The organism is [Borrelia] turdi, assembly GCF_030439285.2.
Lineage (GTDB): Bacteria > Spirochaetota > Spirochaetia > Borreliales > Borreliaceae > Borreliella > Borreliella turdi.
Window position 1 is genome coordinate 231,335 of record NZ_CP124018.1, and the last position, 15,816, is coordinate 247,150.

General features: G+C 28.3%; 14 protein-coding genes. 4 read left to right on the forward strand and 10 right to left on the reverse strand.

Annotated elements, in window-relative coordinates; translation table 11 throughout:
- Positions 1–11 precede the first annotated feature (11 nt).
- On the forward strand, positions 12–2,927 hold the full coding sequence (locus QIA31_RS01655) for an insulinase family protein (protein WP_301393997.1): 2,916 nt from the start codon (positions 12–14) through the stop codon (positions 2,925–2,927).
- A gap of 38 nt (positions 2,928–2,965) precedes the next feature.
- Here the strand turns inward: QIA31_RS01655 and QIA31_RS01660 are convergent, their stop codons facing one another.
- The 8 genes from QIA31_RS01660 to QIA31_RS01695 form a co-directional block, all read right to left on the reverse strand.
- Positions 2,966–3,211: a type B 50S ribosomal protein L31 gene (locus QIA31_RS01660; RefSeq protein ID WP_301393999.1), complete on the reverse strand. Its 246-nt coding sequence runs from the start codon at positions 3,209–3,211 to the stop codon at positions 2,966–2,968.
- Positions 3,212–3,271: 60 nt separating this feature from the next.
- Positions 3,272–4,825 carry a transcription termination factor Rho gene (rho, locus tag QIA31_RS01665; RefSeq protein ID WP_301394001.1) on the reverse strand — a complete coding sequence of 518 codons (1,554 nt, stop codon included), beginning with the start codon at positions 4,823–4,825 and terminating at the stop codon, positions 3,272–3,274.
- Between the two features lie 84 nt (positions 4,826–4,909).
- Positions 4,910–5,317: a bactofilin family protein gene (locus QIA31_RS01670; RefSeq protein WP_301394002.1), complete on the reverse strand. Its 408-nt coding sequence runs from the start codon at positions 5,315–5,317 to the stop codon at positions 4,910–4,912.
- Positions 5,318–5,644 carry an HU family DNA-binding protein gene (locus QIA31_RS01675; protein ID WP_301394004.1) on the reverse strand — a complete coding sequence of 109 codons (327 nt, stop codon included), beginning with the start codon at positions 5,642–5,644 and terminating at the stop codon, positions 5,318–5,320.
- Positions 5,645–5,656: 12 nt separating this feature from the next.
- Positions 5,657–5,914: a 30S ribosomal protein S20 gene (gene rpsT / locus QIA31_RS01680; protein WP_301385515.1), complete on the reverse strand. Its 258-nt coding sequence runs from the start codon at positions 5,912–5,914 to the stop codon at positions 5,657–5,659.
- Between the two features lie 70 nt (positions 5,915–5,984).
- A complete protein-coding gene (locus QIA31_RS01685; RefSeq protein WP_301385516.1) occupies positions 5,985–6,812 on the reverse strand; it encodes a hypothetical protein in 828 nt (275 codons plus the stop codon).
- A 14-nt stretch (positions 6,813–6,826) separates the two neighbouring features.
- Positions 6,827–7,933 carry a redox-regulated ATPase YchF gene (gene ychF, locus QIA31_RS01690; protein ID WP_301394006.1) on the reverse strand — a complete coding sequence of 369 codons (1,107 nt, stop codon included), beginning with the start codon at positions 7,931–7,933 and terminating at the stop codon, positions 6,827–6,829.
- Between the two features lie 35 nt (positions 7,934–7,968).
- Positions 7,969–9,975: a hypothetical protein gene (locus tag QIA31_RS01695; protein WP_301394007.1), complete on the reverse strand. Its 2,007-nt coding sequence runs from the start codon at positions 9,973–9,975 to the stop codon at positions 7,969–7,971.
- A 154-nt stretch (positions 9,976–10,129) separates the two neighbouring features.
- Here QIA31_RS01695 and lnt point away from each other — a divergent pair, with 154 nt between their 5' ends.
- A complete protein-coding gene (gene lnt / locus QIA31_RS01700; RefSeq protein WP_301394008.1) occupies positions 10,130–11,695 on the forward strand; it encodes an apolipoprotein N-acyltransferase in 1,566 nt (521 codons plus the stop codon).
- Here the strand turns inward: lnt and QIA31_RS01705 are convergent.
- Together QIA31_RS01705 and QIA31_RS01710 are read right to left on the reverse strand one after the other, a co-directional pair.
- Complete coding sequence (locus tag QIA31_RS01705) at positions 11,635–12,405, reverse strand: hypothetical protein (protein ID WP_301394009.1); 771 nt, start codon at positions 12,403–12,405, stop codon at positions 11,635–11,637. The genes lnt and QIA31_RS01705 overlap by 61 nt on opposite strands.
- Positions 12,406–12,469: 64 nt before the next feature.
- Positions 12,470–13,072, reverse strand: coding sequence for a deoxynucleoside kinase (locus QIA31_RS01710; protein ID WP_301394010.1), 603 nt, complete (start codon positions 13,070–13,072; stop codon positions 12,470–12,472).
- Between the two features lie 406 nt (positions 13,073–13,478).
- Between QIA31_RS01710 and QIA31_RS01715 the strand changes: the two genes are divergently transcribed.
- Entirely contained in the window at positions 13,479–14,243 is a 765-nt protein-coding gene (locus QIA31_RS01715; protein WP_301394011.1) for an MIP/aquaporin family protein, read from the forward strand.
- 37 nt (positions 14,244–14,280) lie between these two features.
- The gene (gene glpK, locus QIA31_RS01720; protein ID WP_301394012.1) at positions 14,281–15,789 is read left to right on the forward strand and encodes a glycerol kinase GlpK; all 1,509 of its coding nucleotides are present in this window, start codon (positions 14,281–14,283) and stop codon (positions 15,787–15,789) included.
- The last annotated feature ends 27 nt before the right edge of the window (positions 15,790–15,816 follow it).

Genomic DNA, 15,816 nt, shown 5'->3' on the forward strand with positions numbered 1-15,816 from the left:
TAAAGCCATAAATGAAAAAGAAAAAAATTTTCAAACTAATTTCAAAAACTTATTTAGAAGAATATGATGCAGAAGGATCTTATTTTAAACACTCCAGCGGACTTGAAGTATTTCAATTAAAAAGTGATTCTTTTAAAGAACATGCATTTTGCATAGCTTTCAAGACAATACCTTCAAACAATACTGGAGTTGCACATGTTTTAGAACATACAATCTTTTGTGGTTCTAACAAGTATAAAATAAAAGATCCATTTCTTTATCTATTAAAGGGAAGTCTAAATACATTTTTAAATGCAATGACATTCCCAGACAAAACCATCTACCCAGCAGCATCTACAATTGAAAAAGACTATTTTAATTTATTTAATATCTATGCCGATTCCATATTTCATCCATTACTTAAAAAAGAGTCATTTATGCAAGAAGGATACAATATAAATCCAAAAGATTTTAAAGTATCTGGAATTGTATTTAATGAAATGAAGGGTAACTACTCAAATAAAAATTCTCTAATCAACGAAATAGCAATTAGCTCTCTTTTTGAAGAGGGAACATATAAATATGATTCAGGTGGAATCCCAACAAATATTATTGATCTCACCTATGAGAGTTTTTTAGATTTTTATAAAAAATATTATACACTTGAAAACTGTAAAATATTTTTATGTGGCAACATTCAGACTGAAAAAAATCTAAATTTCATTGAAAAATATATAATAAGACCTTATAAAAAAGAAAAAAGCAATGTTAATATTGATATAGAAAAAGTTAAAAGATGGGAAAAAGGGAAAAAGTTAATATACAAAATTCCTAAAGAAAACGATAATACTCTTGGGGTATACACAATAAATTGGCTTTGCACAGAAATTAACAATATTGAAGACAGTATTGGTCTTGAAATTCTCTCAGAAATACTCTTAAATGATTCTTGTTCATTTATAATCAATATCTTAAAAAGCGGGATTGGCGAAGATATAGCTCACATTAGCGGAATCAATACAGATTTAAAAGAATCCGTTTTTTCATTTGGACTTCAAAATGTTGTTGAAAAAAAAGAAAAAGAATTTAAAAATTTAATTTTTAGTGAACTTAAAAATTTAGTAAAAAATAAGATCCCAAAAGAGCTAATAAAAGGAATCCTTTTTGGCTACGAATTCGCTTTAAAGGAAGAAAAAGGACAAAATTTCCCCATTGCTCTAATGATAAAAAGTTTCAAAGGATGGCTAAATGGCATGCATCCAATCAAAACATTACAAACAAGCTACTATGTAAATGAAATTACAAATAAATTAAAAAAAGGAATTTATTACTTTGAAAATTTAATCGAAAAATATCTAATATTTAACAATCATTATACATTAATAAGCTTTATTCCATCACATGATACAGAAAAAGAAATGGAAGAAGAAATTGAAAAAAAATTAATGACCAAAGAAATTGAAATTAAACAAAATCCAGAAGAATTTCTACAATTTAAAAAAGACTATAATCAATTTAAAAAATACCAAAATAAAAAAGACTCTAAAGCAGATATAGCAAAACTTCCTTTACTAAAAATAGAAGATTTGCCAAAACAAATAGAAAAAAGTTTTGATCTTAATGAAATAAAAGAACTGAATTTACATTCTTTTAAATTTAAAAATAATAATATTTTTAATGTAAATCTATTTTTTAAACTAAATTTTTTAGAAAAAGAAGATTATATATACCTATCTTTATTCAAAAGAGCTCTCCAAGATTTATCTACAAAAAACCATTCTTACATAGATATTAACAATAAAATCCAAAATACTTTAGGACAAATAAATATATCTGAAAGCTACGACGAGGATATTAATGGAAACATTTTAAATTCGTTTAATATTAGCTTTAAATCTTTTAACCATAAAGTTAAAGAATCATTTGAACTGATTAAAGAAATTTTAATTAATATTAACTTTCATGATTATGAGAGATTAAAAGAAATAACGCTAAGCTTAAAAAACGATTTTAAATCCTTATTAATCCCCAAAGGACATCTTTTGGCAATATTAAGATCAAAATCAAAGCTAAAATTAAATGGGTATTTAAAAGAATTACAAAATGGAATAACGGGTAGAGAATTTTGGCAAAAAGTAAAAACCGATAAAGAGTCTTTAAAAGAAATCGCAAATAAATTGGACAATTTAAAAAATAAAATAATTTTGAAAAACAATCTATCTGTACTAATAATGGGGAACACTGATGACATTCTTAAAAACTTGGAAAATGAATTGTTTAATCTAAAAGAAAGCTTAAAAGAGAATAATTATTACGATGGATTACTCAATATTGAGACAAACAACAAAACATTAAAAGAAATAATAATTATCCAATCAAAAGTGGCTTTCAATGCCATATGTTTTCCTAGCTACAAAATCAACGATGAAAATTATCCAAAAGCAAGTTTTTTAGAGCATATATTAAGAAGTGGAATTTTTTGGGAAAAAATAAGGGTAATAGGCGGTGCATACGGAGCAAGCGCATCAATCGCTAACGGAATTTTTTCTTTTGCATCCTACAGAGACCCCAATTTCATTAAAACGTACCAAGCTTTCGAAAACTCTTTAGAAGAATTGGCTAATAATAAAATGACAAATGAAGAGATTTATACCTATTTAATAGGATTAATAGGAACCAATATCTATGTAAAAACTAAAGCTGCAGAGGCTTTACAAAGCTATAGAAGGAAAATATTAAATATTAGCGATAGTTTAAGACAATCTATTCGAAATGCCTACTTTACAATTACACCTCCAGATATTAAAGAAATATCTGGAAAGATTCTAACACAAATAAGACAACAAAATAGCATTACATCTTTAGTAAATAACCAAACATACGAAAAAGAAAAAAACAATCTGGAAAAATTAATAGGAAAAGAATTTAACGTAAAAAAAATTTATTAATATTCTTTCTCTCAAAATTTCATATAAAAAACCAACTTTTAGGATTTTTTATACCTTTTATTAAATTTATCAATTCTCCCGGCTGAATCAACAAACTTTTGTTGACCAGTATAAAAAGGATGTGATTTGCTTGTAATCTCCACAGTAATCAATGGATATTCCTTTCCATCAATATATTTAATAGTTTCTTTTGAATTCAAAGTAGATCTGGTTAAAAACATAGCTCCATTTGATCCGTCTTTAAATACCACTAAATTATTTTTAGGATGTATACCTCTTCTCATAAAACCTTCCTCTTAACCTTCACTAAAGTTTAATTGACATTAAAAATAATGTCAATTTATTTAATTACCATTGCTCATTGTCTTTAAAAAGATCTCATTATTTTTGCTTTTTTTCATCTTTTCTATCAGAACCTCAACTCCCTCATAATCATCAACGCCTCCCAGTATTCTTCTAATAAGTAAAATCTTAGAACGCTCCTCCTCACTGAGCAATAACTCCTCTTTCCTGGTACCTGACTTTTTAATATTAATAGCGGGGAAAAGTCTTCTGTCTGCTAAACTTCTATCAAGAATTAATTCCATATTACCAGTACTTTTAAATTCTTCAAAAATAACTTCATCCATTTTGCTGCCAGTATCAACTAAAGCGGTAGCTATAATAGTCAAGCTTCCACCTTCTTCAATATTTCTAGCAGATCCAAAAAACCTCTTTGGCTTATGAAGAGCATTAGAATCTACCCCGCCCGATAAAATTTTACCAGAAGTTGGCATAGTTTGGTTATATGCCCTTGCAAGTCTTGTGATAGAATCAAGCAAAATGACAACATCTTTTTTATTTTCAACAAGCCTTTTTGCCTTTTCAATAACCATCTCTGCTACCTGAACATGTCTACTAGCCTGCTCATCAAAATTAGATGCAATAACCTCGCCTTTAACACTACGAATCATATCTGTAACTTCTTCTGGTCTCTCATCAATAAGTAATATCATCAAAATAACGTCTGAATAATTAGTAGTTATTGCGTTAGCTATTTTTTGAAGTAAAGTAGTCTTTCCCGCTTTTGGAGGGGAAACTATCAAAGCTCTTTGCCCCTTACCTATAGGTGAAAAAAGATTAATAAGCCTTGTAGAAATATTGCAATTTTCATATTCAAGATCCAATTTAATGTTGGGATAAAGCGGGGTTAAATTATCAAAAGGTATTCTGTTTTGAGCAAAAGTAGGATCTTGATTATTAATATATTTAATTTTAACCATGGCAAAAAATCTCTCACCATCTCTAGGCGATCTAATTTGACCATGTAAAATATCGCCTGTTCTTAAATTAAAAAGTCTAATCTGAGAAGGAGAAACGTAAACATCATTGCCTCCTGAAAGATAAGAATTTGATGCGGTTCTTAAAAACCCATAACCATCACTAAGCACGTCAAGCACACCTGTAAATAAAACATTAATATTATTCTCACTTAATATTTTTACCAATAAAAATATTAATTCGGTTTTTTTCATTGTTACAGCAATAGTATGATTGGTCCCAAGACCTTCAACAATTTTTCTAACCTCTGTAATTGGCTTATCATAAAGTTTTTCAATCTCTACATAATCTTTGTCATTAAAAAACTTGATGATATTACTTTGTTCTAAAGTTTTAATGTTATTTTCTAAACCTGAAACAGGAATATCATAATCAAATTCAGAAAATACTAAGCCATTTGAATCCTTTGCGCTACTTAATAAATCTAAAGATTTTGCCATACTAGACGCAGAATCCTTTTTAGCAACAACTTTAATCACTTTTTTTTTCAAATTGTCTTCAATCTTAAGCTCTTTAGAAACATCCAACCGCCTTATTTCGCTGCTTTCTAAAGCAAATTCACCATTCTTTTTATCCATAATTTCCTCTACGAATTAAATTTTTGAGAAAGGATTTTATAAAAATCTACTTATTATTAATTAATAAAAAACACATATCTTATCTTATTGCAAAGTATCTTTTATTTGTGAAACGGTGAAAGAAAATAAATCTACAATCTCATTAGACTTTATCATTTCACACTTACCATCAAAAATTATATTATCATTAATAAATATTTTTTTTGTCTTTACATCCCCATATATTTTACAACCGCTGTTTAAATAAACTTTACTAGCAGCATTTACATTGCCCTTCAAAATTCCTTCTACTATTAATGTATCACAAATTACAACATTGGTAATAACTTTACTGTTCTTACCAATAAAAAGCACACCCTCTGTCGAAGATATTTCACCCTCAAAAGAAGAATCAAGATACAAAGTTCCTTCAAATTTTAATTTTCCTCTAAAAGTTAAACTAGAATCCAGCTTACAATCCCATTTATAAGAATCTACCATATTAACCGGCATTTAACCTTTAATACCCCACACTCTCTCTTTTAACTCTTTGCCTGGACGGAAATAAGCAACATGATGATCTAAAACCTTAACATATTCTCCTGTTTGAGGATTGCGAGCATTTAAACGCCCCTTTCTTTTTCTAACCTCAAATGTACCAAAAGATCTAAACTCAATAACATTATTCGAACAAAGATTGCTTTTAAGCTCTTTAAAAAAAGCATCTATTACAATCCTTATGTATTTTTTTTCTAATTTTATATCATCATTTCTAATGCTCAAAGATATTTGATCAACAATATCTGACTTGGTAACCTTTGGTCTTCTTGAAAAAGACATAAACTAATTTCCTTACTTTAAAAGCAAAACATTTAAACGAGATTTTTTTCTAGCAGCTTTATTTTTATGAATTATTCGCTTTCTAGCAGCAGTATCTAGTTTTTTTGCAACAAACTTAAAAAATTCAATAGCTTCGTCTTTCTTGCCCGCTTTAATCATGTTGATACAGCGCTTTTCTATTGTTTTTAATTCACTTTTTACACTTATATTTCTAATCTTTCTTTTTAAATTTTGCCGAGAGCGCTTCAATGCAGATGCATTTTTTCTCAAGTGATACTCCTTAATATTATTAAACAATAACTTTAATATATCAACTAATTTAAATATAGTCAATCAAAGCTTAAATTAATTCAGCATAATAGTTCTGATTAATATACTCAAAAACCTTTTGCATAGAATAAGAAATTTTTTTATTCAAAATATATACTTTTTTTGTTGGATGATCTCCTTTATAAGAAAAGCATAAATAATTTTTATTATTAAATTCAAATTCTCTGGCAATAAAAATTTTTTCAAAAAATTCATAAAAATAAATTTTACTTTTAAAGATTTTCCTTTCATAAATAGAATCTTTTCTAAATTCGTAAAACAACACTACATTACTAATAACTAAAAAGTCACCTAACAAAACTTTAATATCAATAAAGCAAATAAATAAAAAAATAAATATATTGCTTAACGAAATATAATAAACAAATAAACTAATCATAATACGAGCTAAAAACATAAAAAGATAGGAATAAGACAAATAATATCTTATTGGAAAATCTTCTAATTTTGAGACAAACAAATCTTTTCTTTTAAATCTAAGCTCTTTGAACAATTCACTCAAACCATTGCCTATTAAAAAACAAATCTTAATTTTTTTTTTATTTTTTAATTTCAAAATCAAAACATTGTCTGATAATCTTTTTTCAAACGAAATAATGTCATCAAAATTAAAATTATAACTTAAAAAAATGCCCTTATAATAAATTCCAGATCCCTTAAAAGAAATGGAGCAAAAATATCTTAAATAAAAAAGAATTATAAAAAAATTTACAAAAAGAAGTGCTAGAACAAAGTAAAAAAAACTTGTATCATGTAAAACCAAATAAAGCAAGCAAATTACAATATTAAAAATAAACAAACAAGCTAGATTTATATTGTTGAAAAATAAATTACCCATAATATAAAATAAATCTAAACATTAAATTTAAAAAAAATCACATCTCCATCTCTTACCAAATATTCTTTACCTTCAATTCTAATGAGTCCTTTCTCTTTTAGTTTTTGAACACTTTGAAATTCAAACAAATCCTCACAAGAATAAACTTCTGCTTTAATAAAACCCCTCTCAAAATCACTATGAATTATTCCGGCAGCTTTTGGGGCCTTCATACCCTGTTTAAATGTCCAGGCTCTAACTTCTTGCAAACCTGCTGTAAAATAAGTTCTAAGCCCCAAAGTATAATAGGCTTTTTTAATTAAATTGATAAGGCCACTATCATTAATTCCAAATAATTTTAACATTTCATTTTTATAAGACACATCCTTTATTTCAGAAAGCTCAGCTTCAATTTTGGCACATAAGATTAAAAAATCATTCCCTTCTTTCAAGGCAATATTTTTTACAATATCTGTATATTTATTACCACTAAGTGAATTTTCATCAACATTGCAAACATACAAAACTTTTTTAAAAGTCAAAAGATTTAACGATCTAATAAAGATGTATTCAAAATCATCAAATTCAAACTCAATAACAGGATTCATATTGCTTAAATGATCTTCAAGTCTTTTTAACATTAAAACAATTGCTTTAGAAGATTTACTAATTTTTTTATCAGCGCTTTTAACATTTTTTTCTTGTTTTTGAATACTTTTTTGAACAGTTTCAAGATCTGATAAACAAAGTTCAACATTAATTGTGGTTATATCTTTCTCAGGATTAATATCATCATTAATATGAATAACCTCTTTTTCTTCAAAACATCTTACAACATGAACAATAAGAGAAACTTCGCGAATATTAGCTAAAAATTTATTACCAAGCCCTTCGCCTGATGATGCTCCTTTGACAAGGCCGGCAATATCTACAAATTCCATAACAGCAGGAATAATTTTCTGTGAAACAATACACTTTGCAATTTTTAAAAGCCTTTCATCAGGAATCTCTACTATTCCTATATTTGGCTCAATAGTACAAAAAGGATAATTAGCAATCTCAACCTTAGATGATGTCAAAGATGAAAATAAAGTAGATTTACCCACATTGGGAAGCCCCACAATTCCTGCATTAAGTCTCATAGCCTATCCCCCCCCTAATAAAATCAAAAAGCAATCTAATTAATAAAATATGCAAACTCTCCTCTTCCTGTTTGTTGATTTACATTTGCTTCAACAGATAAATTAAAATACTTATTAGGCTCTTGAGGGCCTGGATAATAATATTCTAACAAATAAGTACCTGTTTTTTGTTCTAAAATTAAATCATAAACTTTAGATACTCCTTCATAAGATGAAAAAGGAATTATAGCACCACCTGTTTCATTAACTAAATACTGAAGCTTGCTATTAACAGGATCGTTGCCAAATAATATTAAGTAAAACCTTATATCATTATTTTTATAATAACTTACTATTGTATCTAAAGAATACTTTTCAAAAGCTTTACGATTTAAAACACCACCACTAAAATAAACTACTGCTCTTCTTGAGCTTTTTGACATAAGCCCAGAACCTGCTAACTTTAAACTAACATCTGTTTTTACAGTATCTGTGCTATAAGGACCAAGAGAACTTGTATTTTTAATGCTATTTTTCAAACTTTCAATATTATCTATAATGGGAACACTTGTTGCATTTATAAAGCTAAAATTTTTATTTTTTGAAGATTCTATTAAAGCATTTAGACCTACAATTTGATCTAGATCATAATTTTTCATATAAGAAGATTTATCAAAAACAAGTGCTATATTAATGTCTTTTGAAGCATTTACATTGTAAGCTACCCTGGGATTGACAATGTAATAATTTTCATTTGCAATTGAAAAATTTTCACTTTTAAGCCCAACAACCGGCAAACCACTCTTACTGCTAACATTAACCTCAACATAAATTTTAGACCCTCCAGGCCTAACTATTCTTCTAACATCAACATTTAAACTATCATAAAGACTTGAATCGGTTTTGTAAACTGAAACCTTAGCATTATTAAAATCTGAAACAATCATTTGATTATTAGCATCTAAAATAGATGAAGAAATTTTAGAATTAACTTTATCTGCTTTTAAAATTTTTGTAATTGTTTTTTTAGCAATATTGTACTTATAAACACCATATTTCGAAGATATTATAACATTGTTGCCAGCAGAATCACTACTAAGCCCTTCTATTTCTTCAATAGAAGTAAAAACTGAATACAAATGATTACCACTAGTATCAAAAACTTCAATAGTATTTCTTAGAGAATCTGCAACATAAATATTTTCATTCAAATAAGTAATACCAGTGGGACCTAAAAGCCCCTTGTAACCTAAAGTTCTATAACCAAAGTGCAGAATAAAATCACCCTCAAGTCCAAATTTACTTACCCTTTTATTTCCCCATTCGCTTACATAAATATAGTTTCTCTTATCAATAGTCATATACTGAGGAGCAAGTAATTCACCGTCTTTTGTGCCTTTTTTCCCAATAGATTTCTTTTTAACTCCAAGAGCTTTATCGTAAACACCAATTTCGTCACTTGAATAAAGAGTAACATAAAGCAAATTATTAGCTTCAATAACATCGTAAGGTGATTTTAAATAACTAAATCCATCTTTAACTAAAGCATTAACATTATTATTAACATCAAAATACAATATTTCATTACCTAAAAAGTTAGCAGCATAATATCCGCCATACTTATCAGCCCTCAAAGATGTAATTTGATACCCATGTGGCCTTTTATAAATAGAATTATCAAGAGAAACAACTTTTACAAGTTTTTTTAAATTAAGTTCATAATTTGAAAAAACACCTCTCCTTTGCTCAATAGTAGAAATCAAATGTCTCAGATAGGGCACCTTATACCCTTGATCTTTTAAATTTCTCCATTCCATTAAAGCTTCTTCGACATATCCCAGCCTATAATAAACATTGCCAGTCCAAAAATGATAATCAAGGTTATTAGGATCAAAGCTTAAAATTTTTTTAAAAGACAAAAGAGCATCATCATAAATTCCATTATTATAGGAATTAAGAGCCCATTTAAACTCTTCTTGAGCATCTTTATTGGTAACTATTCCTTGAGCATGTAAACTAAAAAGACTTAAAAAAAACAAGCCAATAAAACCAAAAATCAACATAACTTCCTTTACTCTTTTTTAAAGACCTATTATAAGCATAAATTTTCCAAAAAATACTACAAAAAATTTAATGCTATCATATAAAATTATTAATGATAATGTTAAATATATTACATCATTATGTCACTAATAATAATAGTAAAAAAGAGGAAAAATGAAAACTAAATGCTTTTGCCTAGCCGCATTTTCAGGAATTCTTACAACACTTGCAATTCCAAATGAAATTAAAGAAACCGGATATTCAATCCTGGGGTTTGTTGCTTATGTGCCACTTTTTATAGCCTTAAGAAGGCTAGAAGAAAAAAAAACAGTAATAGGATTAACAGTATTTTATTTCATAATAGCTAATAGCTTGCAAAATTTTTGGCTTGGTTTTTTTCATGCATTTGGATGGATTACATTCCTAGGAGTAATAATAGGATACATCCCATATTCATTAACTTTGGGTTATTTTCTTTATTACTCTTTGAAAAGCTTTAAAAATAAGGCAATGACAATAACAATGCTTTTTACATTTTATGATTACTCAAGATCAATTGGATTTTTAGCATATCCCTGGGGGCTTGCAGCTTTCACCATAAACAACTTCAACGATTTAATTCAAGTGGCAGACATTTTTGGTGTATTTTTTGTATCATTTGTAGTCTACTTTTTAAACTCAGGAATTGCAGACTTTTTAATCAATAAAAACAAAACAAATTTACTAAACACAATATTTTCAATATTACTGGTAACAACATCTTTTATTTATGGAATGCTTAAAAAAACAGAATTAAAAAGCTTATTTGCAAAAGAAATAGATAGTCTAAACATTGCAGCTATTCAGCTTAACACTGACCCATGGTTGCCTGGAAATGACAAAAAAGGAATAATGGATTCTATTGCAATAACAGAACAAGCCTTAAAAGAGAATCCTAAAATAGAATTTGTAATTTGGAGCGAAGGAGTACTAACCTATCCTTTTAGCAAAGAAGACCAGTACTTTAAAAACTATGACCTACATAATGAGTTGAGAAATTTTATAAAAGAACGAAAAATCCCATTTGCAATCGGAGCTCCCTCAAATGTCGATAAAACTATAGGGATTCAGCAAAATTCTATTTACATGATAGAACCAAATCTTAATATTGCAAACATATACTCTAAAATATTCTTAGTCCCTTTTGCAGAAAAAATTCCATTTTATGAATATGAATTTGTAAGAAAATTTTTTTTAAAAAATTTTAGAATTTTGGGACAAATTGAAGGAAATAAAATTGAAATATTGAAATTGAAAAAATTTAAATTCGCTCCTTTAATATGTTATGATGATGCATTTCCAGAACTTTCAAGGTTTTATAAAATCCAAGGCGCTAACACATTGTTAAATTTTTCAAACGACTCTTGGTCAAAAACAAATTCAGCAGAATGGCAACACTTTGTTGTAGCTAAATTTAGAAGTATTGAAAATGGAATCAAAACCATTAGAGCTACAAACTCAGGAATTACTGCAACCATCAATGAATACGGAGAAGTCATTGAAAAACTAGAAACTTTTAAAAAAGGCTACTTATTGTCAACTGTAAAACTGTCCCCAACATTTACAACTATTTATGAAAAAATTGGAGACTCGTTTATAAATCTACTAATGATAATGTTTTTAATTACAACACTAAAATTTTACTTTATGGAAGACAAAAACCAATTATTATTATTCTCTTTAGTAAAAACTAAAGTCTGATATTCTTTCCAAAATGGAAAATTTTTAGTAACATCATTTTTTTTGGTATTCACATTAACAGAAAAGGAATTATCGTTGGATTTTGAAATTTTCAAAGATTTTAAATCGTAATAATCATCAACTGATAAATATTCTAACTCATCTGCATCAACCTTAGACGAAGCCCTTGACACAGCCGATATAAAATCATCTTTTGATTCAAATTGGCCCATAACATTCACTTTATCTGCAATAACAGAGGCAAATAAATCAAAGTTCTGAGAAATTAAAGCTCTTGCAAACTTTCCAAATTGGAACTTAATAATTTTATCTTGATTTTTGCTTCTCTCTCTTTGAGCAATATATTCTATTTTAGGAGCATTTGTAAAATCATTGATTTCTATTTTTTCGTGCACTATTCCAGGTATCTCCTCAAGCTTAACATCCTCAAGCATAACAACCTTAGAATTGTCATCCTTAATCTTAGTATCAAGCTCCTTAACTGCAAGCTTAATATCAACCCCCTTTTTCAAATCTGGATAAATCTTTAAAGCTCTTGATTGGAAAAGCTTTCCCTTTTTAATTTTACCAACATTTATATACCTTTGACCAACCTCATAATACAAAATAGCAAGCTCTTTTTGCTTATCAACATAAGAAGAACTATCTTGAGCAAACAAATTCAAAAAAACAAAAGAACATAAAAAACACAGAAGAAACAATCTTCTCATAAGAACCTCCATTAACACTCAACTTTTAAAATAAAACAAAAGAATGTCAATCTACTACAAGTAATTATAATACAAGTTTATCTCTAATTAAAGAAATCACTTTATTCTTATCTTCTTCGTTAAAAATATTTATATCATCGTAAGAAAATTTTATCTTTGAAGACAAGCTGTATTCATCATACCACTTCAAATATTTTCTATTAAGACCCTCAAGATAATCTCTAGGAATATTCATTTCAAAGCTTCTATTTCTATTTTTAATTCTGCGCTCAACCTCATCAATACTGCAATCCAAATAAATAAGCAAACTTGGTTTTTGAGAATGTTCAAGCATATTATCAAGAAGATCAATATATATTTTATATTCCTCATCGGAGATATGACCATCACAATTTAAAAGAGACGCAAACACACAGTCACCATAAATAGATCTGTCAAGTATGCCTCCTTTTGTTCTAAATACGCCTTTTATTAGCTTAAATCTCTCATTAAGAAAATTAATTTGAACTGGGAATGCCCATCTGGATTTATCCCTATAAAATTTATCTAATACAGCCAAAGTAAAATCATTATTCAGTTCACTGTAAAAAGGAACTTTCAATTCCTCTGCTAAAATATTTCCAAGCGTAGTTTTTCCTACCCCAATTAAACCCTCTATTACAATCACCAAGTCTACCTCCAAAAATAACTTAAATACTTAACATATAAGCTAAAAAAAGAATTACTAAAACATAAAATCTTAATTAAACAAAAAATCTAATGTAAAAATTTTAATATAAAATAAAAAATCCTTAAACAAATTTTGGAAAAGAAATCAATAATTTAATAATTAAAATTTTTAAATTATTGACATTAATCTTAATTAAAAATAATATATTAAATATAAATATTACAAAGATATAATTAAAAATATTGATTTTTTTGAAATAAAGAGACTAAAGTATAAAAATACTAACCATTTTGTAAAAACACGCTAATATTCGATTGAAAAATTTAATATATTTGAATTTAAAAATCAAAAATTAAAACTTTTTTAAAAAAATAAAATTATTATAAAAATAAGGAGATAAAACATGAATTATACAAAATTTCAAGAATTTATATCGGAATTTTTGGGAACATTTATCCTATTAGCTTTAGGAACTGGGTCTGTTGCAATGACAGTATTGTTTCCCTCAAGCCCTGAAATAGCGGGTGAAATAATCAAAGGGGGATATACAAATATAGTATTTGGATGGGGAATGGGTGTAACATTTGGTATTTATACATCAGCAAGAATTAGTGGAGCACACCTCAACCCAGCTGTTAGCATAGGATTAGTAAGTATTGGAAAATTTCCCGCTTCAAAACTTTTACACTACATTCTAGCACAAATATTAGGAGCATTTACAGGAGCATTAATGACACTAGTCGTATTTTATCCTAAATGGATAGAAATAGATCCTGTTCTAGAAAATACTCAAGGCATATTAGCAACTTTCCCTGCTGTTCCTGGATTTTTGCCTGGATTTATTGATCAAGTTTTTGGAACCTTTTTGCTAATGTTTTTAATTTCTGTTATTGGAGATTTTGTAAAAAAACACAACGACAATCCATTCCTCCCATTCATTACAGGAGCAGTGGTTTTGGCAATAGGAATAAGTTTTGGGGGAATGAATGGCTATGCTATTAACCCTGCAAGAGATCTGGGAGCAAGAATTTTACTCTTATTTGCTGGATTTAAAAATCATGGCTTTAACAACCTAAGTGTATTTATTGTACCAATAATTGGCCCAATAATTGGAGCAATTTTGGGCGCTTCAATTTATGAATTTACACTAAAAAACAACAAAGGTTAAAAGATGTTTATCTTTGTTAAAATAAAAAGGAAGAATTATGAAATATATTTTATCTATTGATCAGGGTACTACTAGCTCAAGAGCAATAGTATTTGATAAAAATGCAAACATAAAAGGGCTTGCTCAAAAAGAATTTACTCAAATTTATCCACAACCAAGCTGGGTAGAGCATGATCCTGCCGAAATATGGGGATCCCAACTTGGGGTTATAATAGAAGCTCTTGCAAATTCAAGAATTTTACCAAATGAAGTTGATGCTATTGGAATAACTAATCAAAGAGAAACTACGGTTATATGGGAAAAAAATACAGGAAAACCTATTTATAACGCAATAGTATGGCAAGACAGAAGAACTTCAAAAATTTGTGACCAATTAACGAAAGAAGGAAAAGATAAAATCATTTTAGAAAAAACAGGCTTAGTGCTAGATTCTTATTTTAGTGGAACAAAAATAATGTGGATCTTGGATAATGTAGAGGGGGCAAGACAAAAAGCTGAAAATGGTGAATTATGCTTTGGAACAATAGATACATGGCTATTGTGGAATCTGACTCAAAAAAAAGTACATGCGACTGATTACTCTAATGCTTCAAGAACATTATTGTTAAATATTAAAACATTAGAATGGGATGATGAACTTTTAAAAATATTAAATATTCCAAAAGCAATTTTGCCCGAACTTAAAGAAAGTTCTACAATATATGGCAAAACAGACAAATCGCTATTTGGATCAGAAATTCCTATTGCAGGAATTTCCGGAGATCAATTTGCAGCAACATTTGGACAAGCATGCCTTAAAAAAGGCATGGCTAAAAACACATATGGAACTGGTTGCTTTTTAACAGTAAATATAGGTAAAGAACCGATTATTAACTATGATAGTAAGCTTTTAACTTCAATTGCATGGGGAAGAAAAAAAACTGTAACTTATGTTCTTGAAGGAAGTGTTTTTATTGGTGGAGCCGTAATCCAGTGGCTAAGAGATGGTCTTGAATTTTTTAGAAAAAGCTCGGACGCAGAACTATTAGCAAACTCTGTCTCAGATAATGGGGGAGTTTATTTTGTACCAGCATTTGTTGGACTTGGTGCACCTCATTGGGATTCTTATGCAAGAGGAACAATCATTGGAATAACAAGGGGATCAACAAAAGCTCACATTGCAAGAGCCGCTCTTGAGAGCATCGCATTTCAAAGTTTTGATATACTAGATACTATAAAAAAATCTATTCCAAATTTTGAAATTCAAGAATTAAGAGTAGACGGGGGAGCAAGTCAAAACGATCTATTAATGCAATTTCAAGCTGATCTTTTAGGATGTAAAGTTGTAAGACCAAAAATAACAGAAACAACCGCTCTTGGGGCTGCTTATCTTGCAGGACTTGCATCAGGTTATTGGCAAAGCGCTGAAGAAATAATAAGTCTTTGGCAAGTAGATAAGATATTTGAACCTTCAATGCCAAAAAATCAAAAAGAAAAACTTCTTGAGAATTGGAATAGAGCAATTAAAAGATCAAAATCCTGGATACATAATTCTCATAGTATATAAATTTTCAAAACAAGACTTTGAAAATTA

Bases quoted from the DNA above. Each gene is read 5' to 3' on its own strand.
- QIA31_RS01655 (WP_301393997.1), top strand. From the start codon at position 12: ATGAAAAAGAAAAAAATTTTCAAACTAATTTCAAAAACTTATTTAGAA.
- QIA31_RS01660 (WP_301393999.1), bottom strand. From the start codon at position 3,211: ATGAGAAGAGGTATACATCCTAAAAATAATTTAGTGGTATTTAAAGAC.
- rho (WP_301394001.1), bottom strand. From the start codon at position 4,825: ATGGATAAAAAGAATGGTGAATTTGCTTTAGAAAGCAGCGAAATAAGG.
- QIA31_RS01670 (WP_301394002.1), bottom strand. From the start codon at position 5,317: ATGCCGGTTAATATGGTAGATTCTTATAAATGGGATTGTAAGCTGGAT.
- QIA31_RS01675 (WP_301394004.1), bottom strand. From the start codon at position 5,644: ATGTCTTTTTCAAGAAGACCAAAGGTTACCAAGTCAGATATTGTTGAT.
- QIA31_RS01685 (WP_301385516.1), bottom strand. From the start codon at position 6,812: ATGGGTAATTTATTTTTCAACAATATAAATCTAGCTTGTTTGTTTATT.
- ychF (WP_301394006.1), bottom strand. From the start codon at position 7,933: ATGAGACTTAATGCAGGAATTGTGGGGCTTCCCAATGTGGGTAAATCT.
- QIA31_RS01695 (WP_301394007.1), bottom strand. From the start codon at position 9,975: ATGTTGATTTTTGGTTTTATTGGCTTGTTTTTTTTAAGTCTTTTTAGT.
- lnt (WP_301394008.1), top strand. From the start codon at position 10,130: ATGAAAACTAAATGCTTTTGCCTAGCCGCATTTTCAGGAATTCTTACA.
- QIA31_RS01705 (WP_301394009.1), bottom strand. From the start codon at position 12,405: ATGAGAAGATTGTTTCTTCTGTGTTTTTTATGTTCTTTTGTTTTTTTG.
- QIA31_RS01715 (WP_301394011.1), top strand. From the start codon at position 13,479: ATGAATTATACAAAATTTCAAGAATTTATATCGGAATTTTTGGGAACA.
- glpK (WP_301394012.1), top strand. From the start codon at position 14,281: ATGAAATATATTTTATCTATTGATCAGGGTACTACTAGCTCAAGAGCA.